This window comes from Mesorhizobium sp. Cs1321R2N1 (assembly GCF_037179725.1).
Lineage (GTDB): Bacteria > Pseudomonadota > Alphaproteobacteria > Rhizobiales > Rhizobiaceae > Mesorhizobium > Mesorhizobium salmacidum.
In genome coordinates, this window is record NZ_JAPYKP010000043.1 from 21,982 (window position 1) to 40,493 (window position 18,512).

The 18,512-nt window shown below is 63.1% G+C and carries 18 protein-coding genes; 6 read left to right on the top strand and 12 right to left on the bottom strand.

What is annotated here, in order from left to right:
- The first annotated feature begins 237 nt into the window (after window positions 1-237).
- Window positions 238-1,524: a GGDEF domain-containing protein gene (locus tag O7A61_RS13880; protein ID WP_337130300.1), complete on the top strand. Its 1,287-nt coding sequence runs from the start codon at window positions 238-240 to the stop codon at window positions 1,522-1,524.
- Window positions 1,525-1,573: 49 nt separating this feature from the next.
- Here the strand turns inward: O7A61_RS13880 and O7A61_RS13885 are convergent, their stop codons facing one another.
- Window positions 1,574-2,569 (bottom strand): ribonuclease T2 family protein, encoded by a 996-nt coding sequence (locus O7A61_RS13885; protein ID WP_337130287.1) that lies wholly within the window; start codon window positions 2,567-2,569, stop codon window positions 1,574-1,576.
- Between the two features lie 187 nt (window positions 2,570-2,756).
- Between O7A61_RS13885 and O7A61_RS13890 the strand changes: the two genes are divergently transcribed.
- The 3 genes from O7A61_RS13890 to O7A61_RS13900 all read left to right on the top strand — a co-directional run bounded on the left by O7A61_RS13890 (window position 2,757) and on the right by O7A61_RS13900 (window position 6,607).
- Window positions 2,757-3,689: an alpha/beta hydrolase gene (locus tag O7A61_RS13890; RefSeq protein WP_337130288.1), complete on the top strand. Its 933-nt coding sequence runs from the start codon at window positions 2,757-2,759 to the stop codon at window positions 3,687-3,689.
- A 99-nt stretch (window positions 3,690-3,788) separates the two neighbouring features.
- Entirely contained in the window at window positions 3,789-4,961 is a 1,173-nt protein-coding gene (locus tag O7A61_RS13895) for a CaiB/BaiF CoA transferase family protein (protein ID WP_337130289.1), read from the top strand.
- Window positions 4,958-6,607, top strand: coding sequence for a thiamine pyrophosphate-binding protein (locus O7A61_RS13900; RefSeq protein WP_337130290.1), 1,650 nt, complete (start codon window positions 4,958-4,960; stop codon window positions 6,605-6,607). The genes O7A61_RS13895 and O7A61_RS13900 overlap by 4 nt, the downstream gene beginning before the upstream one ends.
- A 44-nt stretch (window positions 6,608-6,651) precedes the next feature.
- On the opposite strand, the gene O7A61_RS13905 is transcribed toward O7A61_RS13900, so the two are convergent.
- The 6 genes from O7A61_RS13905 to O7A61_RS13930 form a co-directional block, all read right to left on the bottom strand.
- The gene (locus tag O7A61_RS13905; RefSeq protein ID WP_140502367.1) at window positions 6,652-7,095 is read right to left on the bottom strand and encodes a CHRD domain-containing protein; all 444 of its coding nucleotides are present in this window, start codon (window positions 7,093-7,095) and stop codon (window positions 6,652-6,654) included.
- Window positions 7,096-7,287: 192 nt separating this feature from the next.
- A complete protein-coding gene (locus O7A61_RS13910) occupies window positions 7,288-8,259 on the bottom strand; it encodes an ABC transporter substrate-binding protein (protein ID WP_140502365.1) in 972 nt (323 codons plus the stop codon).
- A gap of 40 nt (window positions 8,260-8,299) precedes the next feature.
- Window positions 8,300-9,454 carry an ABC transporter permease gene (locus tag O7A61_RS13915; RefSeq protein ID WP_337130291.1) on the bottom strand — a complete coding sequence of 385 codons (1,155 nt, stop codon included), beginning with the start codon at window positions 9,452-9,454 and terminating at the stop codon, window positions 8,300-8,302.
- Window positions 9,451-10,329, bottom strand: coding sequence for an ABC transporter permease (locus O7A61_RS13920; RefSeq protein WP_337130292.1), 879 nt, complete (start codon window positions 10,327-10,329; stop codon window positions 9,451-9,453). Before O7A61_RS13920 ends, O7A61_RS13915 begins: the two co-directional genes overlap by 4 nt.
- Window positions 10,330-10,866, bottom strand: coding sequence for an endonuclease domain-containing protein (locus O7A61_RS13925; protein ID WP_442921068.1), 537 nt, complete (start codon window positions 10,864-10,866; stop codon window positions 10,330-10,332).
- Complete coding sequence (locus O7A61_RS13930) at window positions 10,856-11,647, bottom strand: ABC transporter ATP-binding protein (protein WP_337130293.1); 792 nt, start codon at window positions 11,645-11,647, stop codon at window positions 10,856-10,858. Before O7A61_RS13930 ends, O7A61_RS13925 begins: the two co-directional genes overlap by 11 nt.
- Before the next feature lie 132 nt (window positions 11,648-11,779).
- Between O7A61_RS13930 and O7A61_RS13935 the strand changes: the two genes are divergently transcribed.
- Complete coding sequence (locus O7A61_RS13935) at window positions 11,780-12,184, top strand: cupin domain-containing protein (protein WP_015317160.1); 405 nt, start codon at window positions 11,780-11,782, stop codon at window positions 12,182-12,184.
- 26 nt (window positions 12,185-12,210) lie between these two features.
- On the opposite strand, the gene O7A61_RS13940 is transcribed toward O7A61_RS13935, so the two are convergent.
- From O7A61_RS13940 to O7A61_RS13955, 4 genes are all read right to left on the bottom strand, one after another.
- Window positions 12,211-12,588: a hypothetical protein gene (locus O7A61_RS13940; protein ID WP_027141598.1), complete on the bottom strand. Its 378-nt coding sequence runs from the start codon at window positions 12,586-12,588 to the stop codon at window positions 12,211-12,213.
- Between the two features lie 2 nt (window positions 12,589-12,590).
- Window positions 12,591-14,042: a dihydropyrimidinase gene (gene hydA / locus O7A61_RS13945; protein WP_337130294.1), complete on the bottom strand. Its 1,452-nt coding sequence runs from the start codon at window positions 14,040-14,042 to the stop codon at window positions 12,591-12,593.
- A gap of 63 nt (window positions 14,043-14,105) precedes the next feature.
- Window positions 14,106-15,356, bottom strand: a complete 1,251-nt coding sequence (locus O7A61_RS13950) for a Zn-dependent hydrolase (RefSeq protein WP_337130295.1) — start codon at window positions 15,354-15,356, stop codon at window positions 14,106-14,108.
- Between the two features lie 71 nt (window positions 15,357-15,427).
- Window positions 15,428-16,756, bottom strand: coding sequence for an aspartate aminotransferase family protein (locus O7A61_RS13955; protein WP_337130296.1), 1,329 nt, complete (start codon window positions 16,754-16,756; stop codon window positions 15,428-15,430).
- 208 nt (window positions 16,757-16,964) lie between these two features.
- Here O7A61_RS13955 and O7A61_RS13960 point away from each other — a divergent pair, with 208 nt between their 5' ends.
- Complete coding sequence (locus O7A61_RS13960) at window positions 16,965-17,618, top strand: TetR family transcriptional regulator C-terminal domain-containing protein (RefSeq protein ID WP_337130297.1); 654 nt, start codon at window positions 16,965-16,967, stop codon at window positions 17,616-17,618.
- 134 nt (window positions 17,619-17,752) lie between these two features.
- Here O7A61_RS13960 and O7A61_RS13965 read toward each other — a convergent pair.
- Window positions 17,753-18,512: helix-turn-helix transcriptional regulator (locus O7A61_RS13965; protein ID WP_337130298.1), on the bottom strand; the 760-nt coding region annotated here is incomplete at its 5' end.

Sequence of the window (18,512 nt, forward strand, 5' to 3'; positions counted from 1 at the left end):
AAAATGACTGGATTTGTCGAATTGAATGGAGGTTGGCCGCTATGTAGGCGATGCGACGCCGGACGGCAATCGCTTTTGCCATATCGAGCCAACCACACGGACAAGTGTGCACCGACAGCCAAGTTTTCAACCGGTCGATCGCGCACGGAAATCCCTGGTTAACCCTTCCGCGTCAAAACAGGATCGGGTGGAATCGCCGGCTTGCCGCGATTCCAGAGAGAGATCGGATCGACGGCATTGCTGAACAGTTTCCTGCTCCTTGCCGAAGCGGTCGTCTACTTCAGCGTCATGGTGACGCTTTTCCGCTTCCGCAAGCGCATCGGCCTTGGCGTCTTCGTCTGCGCGCTTGGCGTCATGCATTTCCTGGAGACCTATCTGGCCAGCGTCTTTTATGTCGCCCTGCCGTTCGGCATGGTGTCGCCGGGCTCCGCGGTGCTCTTTTCCGGCAAGCTGGTGATGCTCCTTCTGCTCTACATGAAGGAAGATGCCGCCACCGTGCGTCAGCCGATCTATGGCCTGCTGCTCGGCAATGCGTTGATGATCGGACTGGTTCTGCTCCTGCGCCTGCACGCCATCGCTCCGCTTCCCGATGGCCGGCTCCCCGACATCGGCTTCATCGACGAGATGGGCTGGCTGATGGTGTGGGGCACTACGCTGCTGGTCATCGACGCCATCCTGATCATCCTGCTCTATGAAAAGCTTGGGCGCACGCTGCGCAAGGCGCGGTTCTTGCGCATCCTGATTTCGGTTGCCTGCGTGCTCACCTTCGACCAGGCCGGCTTCTTCACCGCGCTGCATTTTGTTGCCGGCGCCCCGATTGCGGTCTTCTTCGGCGGCTGGTTCGCCAAGATGGCGGCTGCACTGACTTTCAGTGCCATGCTGGTCGCCTATCTCAAATGGTTCGAGGTCCGGGACGTCCAGATGCCGCGCGGCCTGACCGACATTTTCGAGACGTTGACCTATCGCGAACGCTACGAAGCGCTGGTCGAGCATGTCGGCCGCGACGGCTTGACCGGCCTGCTGCACAGGGGACGCTTCGATGCCGACGGTGAAGCCGCCGTCCAGGCCAGCCTGCGCACGGCGAGGCCGCTCAGCCTGCTCATCGTCGATGTCGACCACTTCAAGTCGATCAACGACCGTTTCGGCCATGCCGAGGGCGACAAGGTGCTGAAGGCGGTTGCAACCGTACTTTGCGAGGCGGCAGGCGCCGAGGACCAGGTGTTCCGGATCGGCGGCGAGGAATTCGCCATCCTCAGTTCGCGTCCGCATTCCGTCGCCAGGCTGTTTGGCGAAAGCGTCCGCACCGCGCTCAAGGCATCGGCCGCCACCAGCCGCTTCGAGCTGACCGTCAGCGCCGGCGTTTCCACCGTCAGCGAAACGACGCAGTGCCTGGCCGATCTGTTCGCGCTCGCCGACCAGCGCCTTTACAAGGCGAAATCGACCGGACGCGACCGCGTCGTCGGCGAACCCGGTGGGCATGAGGCCGACGCCGCCATTGCCTGGACCAGGTCAGCCCAGATCTAGCTCTCTCCGCGACGGCCGCGCCGGCTTACCGGAAGCGGCGATCCCGCACTTACTGGAAGCCGATCGGATCGACCGTCCCGGTCGGGCAACCGGCCTTGTTGGTCGGCACCGAGGCCAGCAGCAGGTCCTTGAGCGAACTGTGCGGGCCGATCGGACCGGCAAGGCCAAGCGTCAGTTCGCCGATCAGCCGCCGGCCACTCGACGGATCGATAAGGCAGGACACCCGCACCCTGTCCCCCGCCCCTGCACCGAAGGCCTGGTCGAAGGCACTGCGGATCTGGTCCGCGGTCAGCTTGCCGCCGATATTTTTGGCGAAGAGGTCGCGCACCGGCGAGCTGTTGACCTCACGCATCAAATGAAGGGCGTCGGAAAAATACTCCTGCTGGCTTTTGCCGTAGCAGGTGCCGTGCTTGATCCATTCATGCCGTTCCAGCTTCGAGGCGGTGCCGGGCATCACCTTGTCGAGCTCGGTGCGGGTGTCGGCATCGAGGTTGACCGGCGGCAGGTCCTGCCAGTGAGCCGGATTGTCATTGGCCTTGTCGCTGGCCGAAGCCTGGCAATAAAAATTGCCGTTCGGCTGCGGCCACAGACCGTGCAGCGTGAAATTGGTAGCATCGAACTCACTAGGGTTTTGCGCCTTGCATTCGGCCTTGTTCGACTTGGTCTCGCAGAAGGCCGGCTGCCAGCTCAACGCGAAGACATATTCGGGCTTTCCCGAGGGCGCGGGCTTGCCTTGCCCGCCCGGTGCCGCCGGCACGGTCGCGGCACTGCTGCCCGAGAGATGGCCGCAGCTCACCTTCACCCAGCGGCGCTCGGGATCGGCGCCCGGCACCAGGATGAGGTAGTGGGTCGGGGCGTCCTTGTTGCCGGCCAGCAATTGGTAGGTCTTGCCCGCATCCGTCGAGACATTGCCGGGGTTCTTGCCGTTCTTGATCGCCTGCGTCGCCGGACAAGCAGCGTCGGCCACGAAGGTGCCGCTCATCTTGACGTCGGCATGCGCCGCACCCGCCAGCAAGGCCAATCCGAAAACAACAGCAATGCGCATGGAGAATCCCCTGCTGGAAAGTGGGCGACAGACTGAAGCTGTCTCCATGTCAGAATTGCGATATTTTGCGGGCTCGTGGCAAGAAAGATCGTCGCCGAAAAACCGGCAGGCCGGATTGACGCAAATCTGGCTCCGGCGCACACAGTTTGGACATCACGAGGGCGGAACCAGGGAGAGACCGGCCGGCATGCCATACAGCCAGCAGCGCGTGGTTCGCTCGCCGACCGGCGCCGACCTCAATCTGTTCGTCCGGCAGGCCGACACCCCTCCGCGTGCGGTGATCCAGATCAATCATGGCTTGGCCGAACATGCCGCGCGCTACGACCGCTTCGCCGGTTTCCTCGCCGCCCGGGGCTTCCATGTCTATGTCCATGACCACCGTGGCCATGGAGCGACCAAGGCGCCCGACGCGCCGCTCGGCAGATTCGCCGACAAGGACGGCCCGGCCAAGGTGATCGCCGATGTCGACGCCATCCACGATCTCATCGCCCGCGAGCGGCCTGACCTGCCGGTGATCCTCTTCGGCCACTCGATGGGCGCCGCCGTGGCGTTGAGCTACCTGTTACACCACTCGCAACGCATCCATGCCGCCGCGATCTGGAACGGCAATTTCTCGCAAGGCCTGCTCGGCCAGGTGGCGCTCGGTATCCTTGCCTGGGAACGGATGCGGCTGGGCTCCGATGTCCCGTCGCGCCTGCTGCCGAAACTTACCTTCCAGGCCTGGGGCAAGGCGGTGCCCAACCATCGCACCTTGTTTGACTGGCTGTCGCGCGACGACGCGGAGGTGGCGAAATATATCGCCGATCCGCTCTGCGGCTGGGATGCCTCCATCTCGATGTGGCGCGATGTGGTCGCCTTGGCGCTGAACGGCGGCAAGGATGCAGGCTTTGCCACTGTGCGCCGCGACATCCCCGTCGCCATCGTCGGCGGCGAAAAAGACCCTGCCTCGGACTACGGCAAGGGCATCACCGATCTCGCCAGTCGCATGCGCAGGATGGGCTTTTCGAATCTGGTTTCAAAGGTTTACGCCGAAACCCGCCACGAAAGCCTGAACGAGGTGAATCGCGACATCATCATGGAGGATTTCGCCAACTGGGCGGACACTGTCTTGAAGGCGTGACGGGTTGGCCCATTGCAAGGACCGTGACAGCCGCTGCCGGGCTTGATAGAGGCTCTGCTTTCGCGGCAATCAGGATGATTGCGGCAAACACGGTGATTTATGGCCGAACCCCCGCTGAAAAGCGTCCGCGTCGTCGAGCTCGCCCGCATTCTTGCCGGGCCCTGGGCCGGGCAGTTGCTTGCCGATCTCGGCGCCGATGTCATCAAGGTCGAGAGTCCCGATGGCGACGACACCCGCAAATGGGGTCCGCCCTTCGTCATGAGCCATGACGGCGAGAACCTGTCGGCCGCCTACTACCATTCCTGCAATCGCGGCAAGCGCTCCATCGCCATCGACTTCTCGACGCCGGAAGGCGCCGAGACGGTGCGCCGGCTGGTCGCGACGGCGGATGTGCTGATCGAGAACTTCAAACTCGGCGGCCTGAAGAAATACGGGCTCGACCATGAGAGCCTGAAGAAGATCAACCCTCGCCTGGTCTACTGCTCCATCACCGGCTTTGGTCAGGATGGGCCTTATGCGCCCCGCGCCGGTTATGACTTCATCATTCAGGCCATGGCCGGCATGATGTCGATCACCGGCGAGGCCGGCCGCGAGCCGCAGAAGGCCGGCGTCGCCATCTCGGATATCTTCACCGGCCTCTATTCGGTCATCGCCATCCAGGCCGCGCTTCGCCATGCGGAACAGACCGGCGAAGGCCAGCACATCGACATGGCTCTGTTCGACACTCAGATCTCGGCGCTGGGCAACCAGAACCTCAACTATCTCGTTTCCGGCAAGTCGCCGGTGCAGATGGGCAATGCGCATATGAACATTGCCCCGTACGAAGTGCTTCCGGTCAGGGACGGCCACATCATCCTGGCTGTCGGCAATGACGGCCAGTTCGCTAAATTCTGCGCCGCGGTCGGGCTGGACGATTTGCCGGCCAATCCCGATTTCACCACCAATCCGGCCCGCGTCGCCAACCGCGTAGACCTTCGCGCACGCATCATCGAGGCGCTGAAGATTTTTGATCGCGATCCGCTGCTGGCGAAGCTCGAAGCCGCCAGCGTGCCGGCAAGTCCGATCAACACGATCGGCCAGATGTTCGCCGATCCGCAGACCATTGCCCGCGGCATGCGGCTCGACCTCGACGACGGCCATGGCAACCGCCTGCCGTCGGTGCGCGCGCCGATGGTGATGTCGGGCACACCGCTGACCTATGAGCGCCCCTCGCCGCGCCTTGGCGAGCACACTGACGAAATCCTTGCCGAACTGGAGAAGTCTGGGAAATGAAGACCGGTGGACAACTGATCGTCGACGCCCTCGAAGCCAACGGCACCGACCGTATCTTCTGCGTGCCGGGCGAATCCTACCTTGCGGTGCTTGACGCGCTGCATGATTCCTCGATCCGCACCATCGTCTGCCGCCAGGAAGGCGGTGCTACCATGATGGCCGATTGTCAGGGCCGGCTGACCGGCAAGCCCGGAATCTGCTTTGTCACCCGCGGCCCCGGTGCCACCAACGCTTCGGCCGGCATCCACATCGCCATGCAGGATTCGGTTCCCCTCATCCTGTTCATCGGCCAGGTCGCCAGCCACGCCAAGGAGCGCGAGGCGTTCCAGGAGGTTGATTATGTCAGGTTCTTCGGCGACATCGCCAAATGGGTAGTCGAGATCGACGACGCCACGCGCATCCCTGAATTCGTCACCCGCGCCTTCGCCGTGGCGACGTCGGGCCGCCCCGGCCCGGTCGTCATCTCGCTGCCGGAGGATATGCTGACCAGCATGGTAGAAGCGCCGGAAGCACTTCCGCACACGCCCGTCGAGACCTATCCCGGGGAGGCCGAACTCGACGCACTGGAAATGCTGCTTGCCGGCGCGAAGCGTCCCTTCGTCATCCTTGGCGGCACGCGCTGGAACGCGGATGCCGTGGCGCGGATACATGGGATCGCCGAGGCCTGGTCGCTTCCTGTCGGCTGTTCCTTCCGCCGCCAGATGCTGTTCGACCATCTTCATCCAAACTATGCCGGCGATGTCGGCATCGGCATCAATCCGAAGCTGGCGGCGGCCATCAAGCAGGCCGACGTCGTTCTCTTGATCGGCGGCCGCATGGGCGAGATGCCATCTTCGGACTACACGCTGCTGAAGAGCCCCTATCCCGACCAGGCACTGGTGCATGTCCATGCCGATGCCGGCGAACTCGGCCGGGTCTACCGCCCGACGCTGGCGATCAACGCCTCGCCAGCGGCTTTCGTCGAGGCTTTCGCCAAGCGCAAGCCCGCCGGAACGCCATCATGGGCGACCGAGACGCCCAGGCATCACGCGGCCTATCTCGAATGGTCGACGCCACCACAGACCGGCCCCGGCACGGTCCAGATGGGTCCGATCATGGACTATCTGGAAAAAGTGTTGCCCGACGATACCATCCTGACCAATGGCGCCGGCAATTATGCGACCTGGGTTCATCGGTTCCACCGCTCCCGCCGCTTCGGCACACAGGCGGCGCCGACGTCGGGCTCGATGGGTTACGGCACGCCGGCGGCGGTCGCGGCCAAGGCGCTTTATCCGGAGCGCACCGTGGTCGCCTTCGCCGGCGACGGCTGCTTCCTGATGAACGGGCAGGAATTCGCCACTGCCGTGCAGTACGATCTGCCGATCGTGGTGATCGTCGTCAACAACGGCATTTACGGCACCATCCGCATGCATCAGGAGCGCGAATATCCCGGTCGTGTCGTCGGCACCGATCTGAAGAACCCCGATTTTGCAGCACTTGCCCGCGCCTATGGCGGCCATGGCGAGACGGTGGAGAAGACAGCTGATTTCGCGCCTGCCTTCGAGCGCGCGCGAACCAGCGGCCAGCCGGCGATCGTCGAGATCAGGCTCGATCCCGAAGCGATAACGCCGACCCGGACGATGACGCAGATACGCGACAAGGCTTAGGGGTAGCCAGGCCGAGTTCTCTGGCGCCCGCAGGCCTTCGGCCGCTACATTGCCTTTTCGATCTGACCGCGGATCTCGCCGTCCTTGTGGGCCGCCGTGTGCACGTTGACGTAATATTTGCCGGCCTCCAGGTCAGCGGCCTGCGCATCCGTCAGCGTCGCCGACCCCTTGATCGGGCTCTTGAGCTTGCCTTTGAACGGGATCACGGGATCCGCGTTTTCACCCATTGCCGCCGGGCCGTGGATATGCGCGGCCGACGCCGGGCCGCTGAGGCCGGAATACTTCACGTTCCAGCTGAGCTTCTTCTTCGTGGTGTCGAAGGTGAGAGTGGCCGTCCCCTTGCCCTTGGTGGTGACAGCTGGGCTCTGCTGGCCGCCATCGAGGGTCGCCTTGTATTTTACCATCTCGGCCATGGCCGGTGATGCAAACAGGAAAGCGGTGGAAATGGCGAGCGCCGATAGCGCCGGCAGGAAGGAGTGTGCGCGCATGAAGAACCTCCGATTGAAGCTATGCGTCGCGGCTCCCCGCCGCGCGCATGCTTCAATGCAACGGCTGGTTGGCACAATGTATCCCCGCACACGGTTTTGTGATCGGAGCGAATGGAAAAGGGGCGGTCGCCCGCCCCTTTTGGTGTCAGCCGTCAAACCGGTCGCAGGCGCTGTTGATCGCGCCCGCCAGGTTTATTTGACCGCCTTGTCCGTGATGGCGGTGGTGTAGGCGCCTTTCGGCTCCTTGGTGATGATCTTCTGGTCGAGCAGCGCTTTGGCGGTGCGCTCGTAGGTTGCCGGGTCGAGCTTGCCGTCGGCATTGTCGATCAGCTTGGCGACTTCGCTCATCATCCGCTTCTGGTGGTTTTCGTCCTGGCCGCCGCCGTCCATGACGATGCCTGCCGCCTCGTCATTGTTGTCGATCGCGTATTTCCAGCCTTTCATCGAAGCGCGCACGAAACGCACCATCTTGTCCTCGAAGGCCGGATCCTTGAGCTTGTCTTCCGAGGCATAGAGGCCGTCCTCGAGCAGGTCGTTGCCCATGGCCGAGTAGTTGAAGACGGTGAGTTGTTCGGGCTTGTAGCCGGCGTCGATCAGCTGCCAGTACTCATTGTAGGTCATGACCGAGATGCAGTCGGCCTGCTTCTGGATCAGCGGCTGCACATCGAAACTCTGCTTGAGAACGGTGACGCCATCAGGACCGCCATCGGTCTTGAGGCCTAGCTTGTTCATCCAGGCGTAGAACGGATATTCATTGCCGAAGAACCAGACGCCCAGCGTATGACCCTTGAAATCGGCTTCGCTCTTGATCGGGCCGTCCTTCGGGCAGACCAGCTCCATGCCGGCCTTCTTGAACGGCTGGGCAATGTTGACCAGCGGCACGCCCTTTTCGCGCGCGGCGAGCGCGCCGCCCATCCAGTCGACGATGACATCGGCACCGCCGCCGGCGATCACCTGCTCGGGAGCGATGTCGGGGCCGCCCGGCTTGATCTCGACGTCGAGGCCTTCAGCGTCATAGAAACCCTTCGCCTTGGCGACATAGTAGCCGGCAAATTGCGCCTGCGTGACCCATTTCAGCTGCAAGGTCACCTTGTCGGCGGCCATTGCCTGGAACGCGGCCAGCGACATCGCGCCGGCCAGAACTGGAATAATAAGTCTTTTCATTTTTTTACCCTCTGAAGTTAGTGCCCTAAACCCACCGCCCCTATCCACCACGGACAGAGGGATGCCAAAACGTGACGGCCCTTTCGACAAGGGCGACCACGCCATAAAAGACCGAACCCGCAAGTGCTGCAACTGCGATTTCGGCCCAGACCATGTCGATGTTCATCCGCCCGACCTCGGTCGAAATGCGGAAGCCCATACCGACGACCGGCGTGCCGAAGAACTCGGCGACGATGGCGCCGATCAGCGCCAGCGTCGAGTTGATCTTCAGCGCGTTGAAGATGAAAGGCGCTGCCGCCGGCAGCCGCAGCTTGATGAGCGTCGGCCAATAGCCAGACGCATAGGTGCGCATCAGGTCGCGCTCCATATGGCCGGACGCGGCGAGCCCGGCGACCGTGTTCACCAGCATCGGGAAGAAGGTCATGATGATGACGACAGCCGCCTTGGACTGCCAGTCGAAACCGAACCACATGACCATGATCGGCGCGACGCCGATGATCGGCAGCGCCGAGACCATGTTGCCGATCGGCAAGAGCCCGCGCCGCAGGAACGCCACGCGGTCGGCGAGAACAGCGGTGATGAAGCCCGCGCCGCTGCCGACGACATAGCCGAAGAGCACCGCCTTGAAGATGGTCTGCCGGACATCGGCGCCGAGGACCGGCAGCGAACCGGCGATGCGCGTGCCGATGGCGCTCGGCGGCGGCAGGAGGATGAAAGGAATGCCGGCGCCACGCGTTACCGCCTCCCAGATGATCAGGATCCAGGCACCGAAGATGGCGGGGATGATCAGGCGCAAAGCGGTCCGCACCGAGCCGTCCGCCGGGCGCAGTCCAGACAAGACCGCGACACAACGCCAGCCAAGCAGCCAGGCGGCCGCGAGCAGCAGGAAATATGGCGCCCGCGCCAGACCTTCGAAGCCGGCAATGCCCCCGATGAGCAGCCAGGCCGCCAGATGCGCACCGATGAAAAGCACGACAGCTTCGGCCATGGGCGGCACTTTGGCCATCGGGATCAAAGCGGCGAGAAGCAGCGCGCCGAAGATCAGCCAGGTCGTCGCTGCATAGGGATAGATCGACGGCCCCGCAGGCTGCGCCAGCAGATCAACTTTTGGCGCTGCGATCGCTCCGAGCGCAACGGCGATCAGGCACAGCAGGATCGCCAACGCCGCTTGCCAGGAAGGTTTCAGCCGGTTCATGCCGGCCTCCCGCCCATGGCGCGGTCGACGAGGCGGCCGGCGATGCCAACCACCATCACAAGCAGCGCCGCCACGATCGAACCGGCGACCAGGGCCGACCAAATATCGATCGACTGGCTGTAATAGGCGCCGGCCAACAGCTTGGCGCCGATGCCGGCGACAGCACCCGTCGGCAGTTCGCCGACGATGGCGCCGACCAGGCTTGCCGCCACCGCAACCTTCATCGAGGTGAACAGGAACGGCACCGAGGCCGGCACGCGCAGCTTCCAGAAGGTCTGGGCCTGGCTGGCATTGTAGGTGTGCATCAGGTCGAGATGCATGATCTCGGGCGAGCGCAGCCCCTTCACCATGCCGACCGTTACCGGGAAGAACGACAGGTAGGTCGAGATCATCGCCTTCGGGACCAAGCCGGTGATGCCGACCGCCGCCAGCACGACGATGATCATCGGCGCCACCGCCAGGATTGGAATGGTCTGCGAGGCGATGATCCACGGCATCAGGCTGCGGTCGAGCGTCGCCACATGGACGATGCCCACCGCAATGACGATGCCGAGCGCGGTGCCGAAGGCAAAGCCGAGCAGCGTCGAGGACAGCGTCACCCAGGCGTTGTAGACAAGACTGCGGTTCGAGGTGATGGGCCGCAGAAACGTGTTCTCGAAGAAATTCACCGCCACCTGATGCGGCGCCGGCAGCGTCGGCTTCGGCTGCGACAACGTCTTGCCGATGAGTTCGCTGAACGTCGAGGTTTCGTTGGCCCGCCGGTCGAGATCGCGCTGGAAGGGCGCGTTGAGGATGACGGCGAAAACGTACCAGAGCATGACGACACCAACGAGGATCGAGGTGACCGGGATAAGCTTGTCGCGGAAGGTGTCCATCTAGCGATCCTCGCCGGGCTGGCGCCCTCCTCTCCCCAACGGGGAGAGGGTGGCCGGAGCGAAGCGGAGGTCGGGTGAGGGGGTAGAAATCTTTCCGTCAAGGCAAGCCAAGATCGTATCAAGGACCGCTCGGCGCTCGGCCAACACTTCGTGGTTCCAGAATCTCAGAACGGAATACCCTTGGCCGTTCAGCCAAGCGGTTCTCACGGCATCGGCTGGAGAATCTGCGTGCTGGCTGCCATCAAGTTCGACAATCAGGCCGTTCTCGCGGCAAACGAAATCGGCGATGAAGGGTCCGAGAGGCACTTGCCTCACAAATTTGTAACCGTTGAGATGACGGCCTCTCAGTTCGCCCCAAAGTCTGTATTCAGCCTCGGTCTCTTCAACCCGTAGCCTTCGGGCGCGTTCGGTTGCCCCGATCTTCCTCTTGGTCGGATCTGTCGGCGCCGCCCCCTCACCCGACCTCCGCTTCGCTCCGGCCACCCTCTCCCCGTGGGGGAGAGGAGGAAACTCATCCTGCCCCCACTCAATCATCATAGCTATGCCCTGCCCTCAACCCGTCCCGCACCCGTGCGGCGATCGCCAGGAACTCCGGCGTCTCGCGGATGTCGAGCGGCCGCTCTTTTGGCAGCGTCGATTCGATGACGTCGCTGACCCGGCCCGGACGTGGCGACATGACGACGATACGTGTCGAAAGATAGACCGCCTCCGGTATGGAGTGTGTGACGAAGCAGATGGTCTTGTTCGTCCGTCCCCACAGCTCCAGCAATTGCTCGTTGAGGTGGTCGCGCACAATCTCGTCCAGCGCGCCGAACGGCTCGTCCATCAACAGGAGGTCGGCGTCGAAGGCGAGCGCACGGGCGATCGAGGCGCGCTGCTGCATGCCCCCGGAAAGCTGCCAGGGATATTTCTTCTCGAAGCCGCTGAGATTGACGAGGTCGAGCGTGTGCTTGATGCGCTCCGCCTGCTCGGCCCTGGACAGGCCCATGATCTCCAGCGGCAGCGCGACATTGCGCTCGATGGTGCGCCAGGGAAACAGGGCGGCGGCCTGGAAGACATAGCCGTAGGCGCGTTTCTCGCGCGCCTGTTCAGCTGTCATGCCGTTGATCGAAATAGCCCCCGAGGTCGGCTTCTCCAGATCGGCGATGACGCGCAGCAAAGTGGTCTTGCCGCAGCCCGACGGCCCGATGAAGGAGACGAACTCCCCCTTGCCGATGGTCAGGTCGACATTGGACAGCGCCTGCACCGGCCCGTCATTGGTCTGGAAGGTGAGTCCAAGTTTGCTTGCCGAAACGACGGCTGGCGAAGTTCCCGTCATCGGTTGCGGCCTGCCTGTTCCCGTGGCGCCGTCCCGATTCCGATTGCTTTTATCGCGATGTTGTTTTCCATTCGACCCATCCCATTGCCCTGCTGAGCTTGTCCCACTCAATCGACGCCCGGAGTTTCCCCGATGTCGCCAAAACCCACTTGTCATCTTATCCGCCCTGAAAGCACTTATGAAGGCAAGCAGGGTCTAACCTATTTCGCAGGCATCGCCACCGAGTCGGTCGGCTCTTCCGGCATCTGCATGCATGTGCTGACCATGCCGCCGGGCGCCCGCGCCAAGGCGCACCTGCATGAGAACCATGAAACGGCGATCTACGTGCTCTCCGGCGAGGTCCATACCTGGTATGGCGACCGGCTGGAGCATCACATCGTCGTCAAGGCCGGTGACCTCTTCTACATTCCGGCCGGCGTGCCGCATTTGCCGGCCAATCTGAGCAACGCCCCCTCGTCGGCCGTCATCGCCCGCACCGACCCCAACGAACAGGAAAGCGTCGTCCTGTTGCCGGAACTGGATGCGCTGGTCGCTTGATATCCTCGAACGAGGGACGCTGGCCGTCATCGGCACCGTGACACTTCCCCGTAGATGGTACCGTCCTCGTCGGCAATCACCAGCTTCTTGGCGTTCTTGGCGTTGCGCTTGATGGTGAACTGGATCGTCGACTGGCCTTCCTCGCCTTCCGCCTGGCATTGCGCCTTCGCCACCAGCGAACCGTCGGCCTGCACCTGCTTTTCAGTGAAGGTACAGGCGCTGGCGATGGTGATGAAGTCGGTGTCGGTCAGCAGCAGCATGTCCTCGGCATAGACCTTCTGACCATTCTTATTGATGCAGCCGGTCTTGTTGCCATAGGGCTTGGACAAATCGATGCCGGCCGCCGAGGCGGAGCCGGCAGCCAGAACAAGAACGGCGGTGAGATAGAATCCCGCGCGCCTCACCGTCAAACCCCGGTCGCCGGAATGCCGGTCCGCTCGACCTTGCGCGGCGCGGTGATCTCTTTCCAGGTCGACAGCGCCCGGTTTACCGCGGCGTTCGGCTCGCGGCCGACGAACTCACCATGACCGGGCTTTGCCTTCACCTCGGCTTCCTCGATCGACAACTCGCCTCGCGAGAAGACGAAGCGCGGCAAGCCCGTCACCTCGACCCCTTCGAACACGTTGTAGTCGATGACAGACTGCTGCTTCTTCGAAGAAATCGTTTTCTTGCGCTTCGGATCCCAGACGATGATGTCGGCATCGGCACCTTCGACGATAGCGCCCTTTTTTGGATACATATTGAGGATCTTGGCGATGTTGGTCGATGTCACGGCGACGAACTCGTTCATCGTCAGCCGCCCGGTGTTGACGCCCTTGGTCCACAGCACCGGTAGCCGGTCCTCGAGGCCCCCCGTGCCGTTGGGAATCTTGGTGAAATTGCCGACGCCGAAACGCTTCTGCTCGGTGGTGAAGGCGCAATGATCGGTCGCCACCACCTGCAGCGATCCGGCCTGCAGGCCCGCCCATAGCGAATCCTGGTGCAGCTTGTTGCGGAAGGGTGGGCTCATCACGCGGCGCGCCGCATGGTCCCAGTCCTTGTCGAAATACTCGCTCTCGTCCAGCGTCAGGTGCTGGATCAGCGGCTCGCCGAACACCCGCATGCCTTTCTGGCGCGCCCGGCGGATCGCCTCGTGGCTCTGCTCGCAGGAGACGTGCACGACATAGAGCGGCACGCCGGCCATGTCGGCGATCATGATGGCGCGGTTGGTCGCTTCGCCCTCCACTTCCGGTGGGCGCGAATAGGCATGCCCTTCGGGGCCATTGTTGCCGGCGGCGAGCAGCTTCTGCGACAGGGCGGCAACCACGTCGCCATTCTCGGCATGCACCAGCGGCAGTGCGCCGAGATCGGCGCAGCGCTGGAACGACGCGTACATCTCGTCGTCGTCCACCATCAGCGCGCCCTTGTAGGCCATGAAGTGCTTGAACGAGGTGATGCCCTTGTCGACGACGGTGGCCATCTCGTCGAACACCTGCTTGCCCCACCAGGTGATCGCCATGTGAAAGGAATAGTCGCAGGCAGCTTTCGAGGTCTTGTTGTCCCACATCTGCAGGGCTTCGAGCAGCGATTGCTGAGGCGACGGCAGGCAGAAATCGACCACCATCGTCGTGCCGCCGGCCAGGGCCGCACGCGTACCGGATTCGAAATCATCGGCCGAATAGGTGCCCATGAAGGGCATTTCAAGATGGGTATGCGGATCGATGCCGCCCGGCATGACATAGCAACCGGTGGCGTCGTACTCATGGTCGCCAGGCAGGTCCGAGCCGATGGCAACGATCTTGCCGTGCTGCATCAGCACGTCGGCCTTCCAGGTGCGGTCGGCGGTGACGACGGTGCCGTTTCGGATGACTTTGGACATTTTCTTGTTCCCTTGTCTTTTCGCGCTTCTTGGTGAGCGGCGTTTGGAGGTAAATCTCTAAATTCACTCCACGATGACGGCCGTCTCCACCACCGCGTGGAACAGAACGTCGGCGCCGGCCGCGGCCCATTCCTTGGTGATCTCTTCCGCCTCGTTGTGGCTTAACCCATCCACGCATGGGCACATCACCATCGCGGTCGGCGCGACGCGGTTGATCCAGCAGGCGTCGTGGCCTGCGCCCGAGACGATGTTGCGATGCGTATAACCGAGCCGCTCTGCGGCGTCGCGGATCGCCTTGACGCAGCCCTTGTCGAAGGTGACCGGATCGAAATGACCGACCTGCTCGATCTCGTATCGGATGTCGAGCGCGTCGCAGATCGTGTCGATGCCTTCGCGGATGCGGCCATCCATGGCGTCGAGCACTTCCTTCTCCGGTGAGCGGATGTCTATGGTGAAGACGGTGCGGCCGGCGATGATGTTGCGCGAATTGGGATAGACTTCCATGTGGCCGACCGCGCCGACGGCGTCGGGCTGGTAGTCCATGGCGATCTCGTGCACCAGTTCGATCACCCGGGCCATGCCGAGGCCGGCGTTGCGGCGCTTCGGCATCGGCGTCGAGCCGGTATGCGCCTCCTTGCCGGTCAGCGTCACCTGCAGCCATTTCAGGCCCTGGCCGTGGGTGACGACACCGATGTCGATATCTTCGTCCTCGAGGATCGGGCCCTGCTCGATATGCAGTTCGAAGAAGGCGTGAATCTTGCGGTCGCCGACCTTCTCGGTGCCCTTCCAGCCGATGCGCTCCAGTTCCTCGCCGAACTTTTTGCCGTTCTTGTCCGTGTGCTCATAGACGTCCGCCTGGTCGAGCACGCCAGCGAACACGCCGGAGGCCATCATCGCCGGGGCGAAGCGTGCGCCTTCCTCGTTGGTCCAGTTGGTGACGACGATCGGGTGTTTGGTCTTGATGTCGAGTTCGTTGAGCGAGCGCACGATCTCCAGACCGCCGAGGACGCCGAGAACGCCGTCATACTTGCCGCCGGTCGGCTGCGTATCGAGATGGCTGCCGACATAGACCGGCGGCAGGCTGGGATCGGTGCCTTCGCGGCGGGCAAACATGGTGCCCATCTCGTCGACGCCCATTTCGAGCCCGGCCGCATCGCACCAGCGCTTGAACAGGTGCCGGCCCTCGCCGTCCTCGTCGGTCACGGTCTGGCGATTGTTGCCGCCGGCAATGCCGGGGCCGATCTTCGCCATCTCCATGATGGAATCCCACAAGCGGTCTGAATTGATTCGCAGATTCTCGCCGGGTGCGGCCATTCAAAGTCCTTCCATTTCATGTTCTGGGCGGGTGGCGGTTCCCATCGCCACCCGCCTAGGTAAAGGAAAGTCTAGTCGATCGACCGCAGCACTTCCCGCACATGGTCGATCAATTCGTTGATCTGGCCCTTGGTGATGATCAGCGGCGGCGACAGTGCGATGATGTCGCCGGTGGTGCGGATCAGCGCGCCGCGCTCGAAGGCTTTGACGAAGGCCGAGAACGCACGCTTGGTCGGGCTGCCGGCGATCGGCGCCAGTTCGATCGCGCCGATCAGGCCGATGTTCCTGATGTCGATGACATGCGGCTCGCCCTTGAGCGAATGCAGCGCATCCTCCCAATAAGGCGCCAGTTCCTCGCCACGGGTGAGCAGACCTTCTTCCTTGTAGGTGTCGAGCGTGCCGAGTGCGGCCGCACAAGCGATCGGATTGCCCGAATAGGTGTAGCCGTGGAAGAACTCGATCATGTGCTCGGGGCCGGTCATGAAGGCGTCGTGGATTTCCTTCTTCACGAACACGGCGCCCATCGGGATGACACCGTTGGAGACGCCCTTGGCGGTGGTCATGATGTCGGGCGTGACGCCGAAATAGTCGGCGGCGAACGGCGCGCCAAGGCGGCCGAAACCGGTGATGACCTCGTCGAAGATCAGCAGGATGCCGTGCTTGGTGCAGATTTCGCGCAGCTTCTCGAGATAGCCCTTCGGCGGCAGGATAACGCCAGTGGAGCCGGCGACCGGCTCAACGATGACGGCCGCGATGGTCGAGGCGTCATGCAGGGCGACGACCCGCTCCAGCTCGTTGGCGAGTTCCGCACCATACTCCGGCACGCCTTTCGAAAAGGCGTTCTTCTCCGGCAGATGCGTGTGCGGCATGTGGTCGACGCCGCCCAGCAACGTGCCGAACATCTTGCGGTTGGTGACGATGCCGCCGACCGAGATGCCGCCGAAATTGACGCCGTGATAGCCGCGCTCGCGGCCGATGAGCCGGGTGCGTGAGCCCTCTCCCTTCACGCGGTGATAGGCGATCGCCATCTTCAACGCCGTCTCGACCGATTCCGAACCGGAATTGGTGAAGAACACATGGTCCATGCCCTTGGGCGCGAGGTCGACAAGGCGGTTGGCCAGCTCGAACACGATCGGATGGCCCATCTGGAAGGCGGGGGCGTAGTCGAGTTCGGCGGCCTGGTGCTGGATCGCCTCGGTGATCTTCGGCCGGCAATGGCCGGCGTTGACGCACCACAGGCCGGCGGTGCCGTCCAGCACCTTGCGGCCGTCGCTGGTCGTGTAATGCATGTCCTTGGCGGACACGAACATGCGCGGCGCCTGCTTGAACTGCCGGTTTGCCGTGAACGGCATCCAGAATGCGCTGAGATCGTTCGGCGTGACTTTCAGCCGGTTGGACATGACCAAGACTTCCCCTTGTAACCTGTTTCGCTGCGCCCAACGCTTGGTCTTTGCCGCGCTTTCATGCTACGCAAATTTTGACCGATTGGACAAACGTTAGCACCGCCATGTCGGCGGTCAATGGATTACTAGCGGAAATGCGGCTCCTGAAGTGCGTTCCACAGGTTGGAGAAAAACTGGTCCAGAGAATTGGTCCAGATGACCGTCGATGCGAGAGTCCGCAACGGTGACCACGAGCACGCAAGTCCCTCGCCGCACCCGCATCCAGGTGGAAAAGCGCGAACTGATCCTGGAGGCCGCGCTCGAAGTGTTTTCCACCAACGGCTTCCGAGGTTCGACCATCGACCAGATCGCCGAAGCCGCCGGCATGTCGAAGCCGAACCTGCTCTACTATTTCCGCCGCAAGGAGGACATTCACGAGACATTGATGGAGCGGCTGCTCGAAACCTGGCTGGCGCCGCTCAGGGAACTCGACGACATCGGCGATCCGATGACCGAACTCAGGAGCTACATCAGGCGCAAGCTGGAAATGGCCCGCGACTTTCCGCGCGAGAGCCGGCTGTTCGCCAACGAGATCCTGCAGGGAGCGCCGCGCATCATGCCGCTGCTGGCGGGCGAGTTGAAGACGTTGGTCGACGAGAAGGCCGCCGTCATCAAGGGCTGGATGCGCGCCGGCAAGATCGCCCGGACCGATCCCTGGCACCTGATCTTCGCGATCTGGGCAACGACGCAGCACTATGCCGATTTCGACGTCCAGGTCCGCGCCGTTCTGGGGCCGAACCGCGGCGGCGACGGCCGCTTCGAGGACGCTGCCCGCTTCCTGGAGCAATTGTTCCTCGATGGGCTGAAGCCAAACGGCTAGCGGCCGACCCACCGGTTGCTTGGTTCTTGCTGACCGTGGAGGTTAGCGAAGGCGCTCATCATTTCGTCATCCACGGGTGGAGCAAGGAGCGTAGCGACGCAGCGCAGACCCGAGGATGACGAAGCTGAGGGGTCTCACGCGCTGCGCCGTTCGGCCGGCATCGCGTCGAGCAATTGCTGCAACTTGGCGATCGAGTTCTGCTCGGCGAGCGGCGTATAGACGATCAGCCGCATGTCCGAGCCGTCGTCGATCGACAGGCTCATATGCTCGAAAGCCATCAAGCCAGCCTTGGGATGCCGGACGTGCTTCACGCCGGTCAGTTTTCGCGCCACGTCACGCCGGGGCCACCAGTCGCGGAACTCGGGACTTGAGTTCATCATCAGCGTGATCAGCCGTTCGAAATCCGGATCGCCGACATATTTGGCGCTTTCGGCACGAAACGAGGCGAGCACCACGCGGGCGAGTTCTTCCCAGTCGACCAGCAGGCGGCGGTGGTGCGGGTTGGTGAACACCATGTGGACGATATTTCTGCTATCGCCCTCCAGCAGGCCATAGTCGCCGAACACCGCCACGGCCGCTTCGTTCCAGGCAAGAACGTCCCAGCGCCGGCCGACGACATAGGCGGGCTGCAGCACCAGGCTTTGCAGCATATGCAACAGCGTGGCGTCGACCTTTTCCGGCGCCGCCACACGACGCTCCGGCTGCTGGCGGCCGGCCAGGATGAACAGATGCCGTTTCTCGACGGCGTCCAGGCGAAGCGCCTCGCAGAGCGCCGTCAGCACTTCCACCGAGGGCCGCACGTCCCTGCCCTGTTCGAGCCAGGTGTACCAGGTGGTGCCAACACCGGCGATCATCGCCACTTCCTCGCGCCGCAGACCCGGCGTGCGCCGTCGC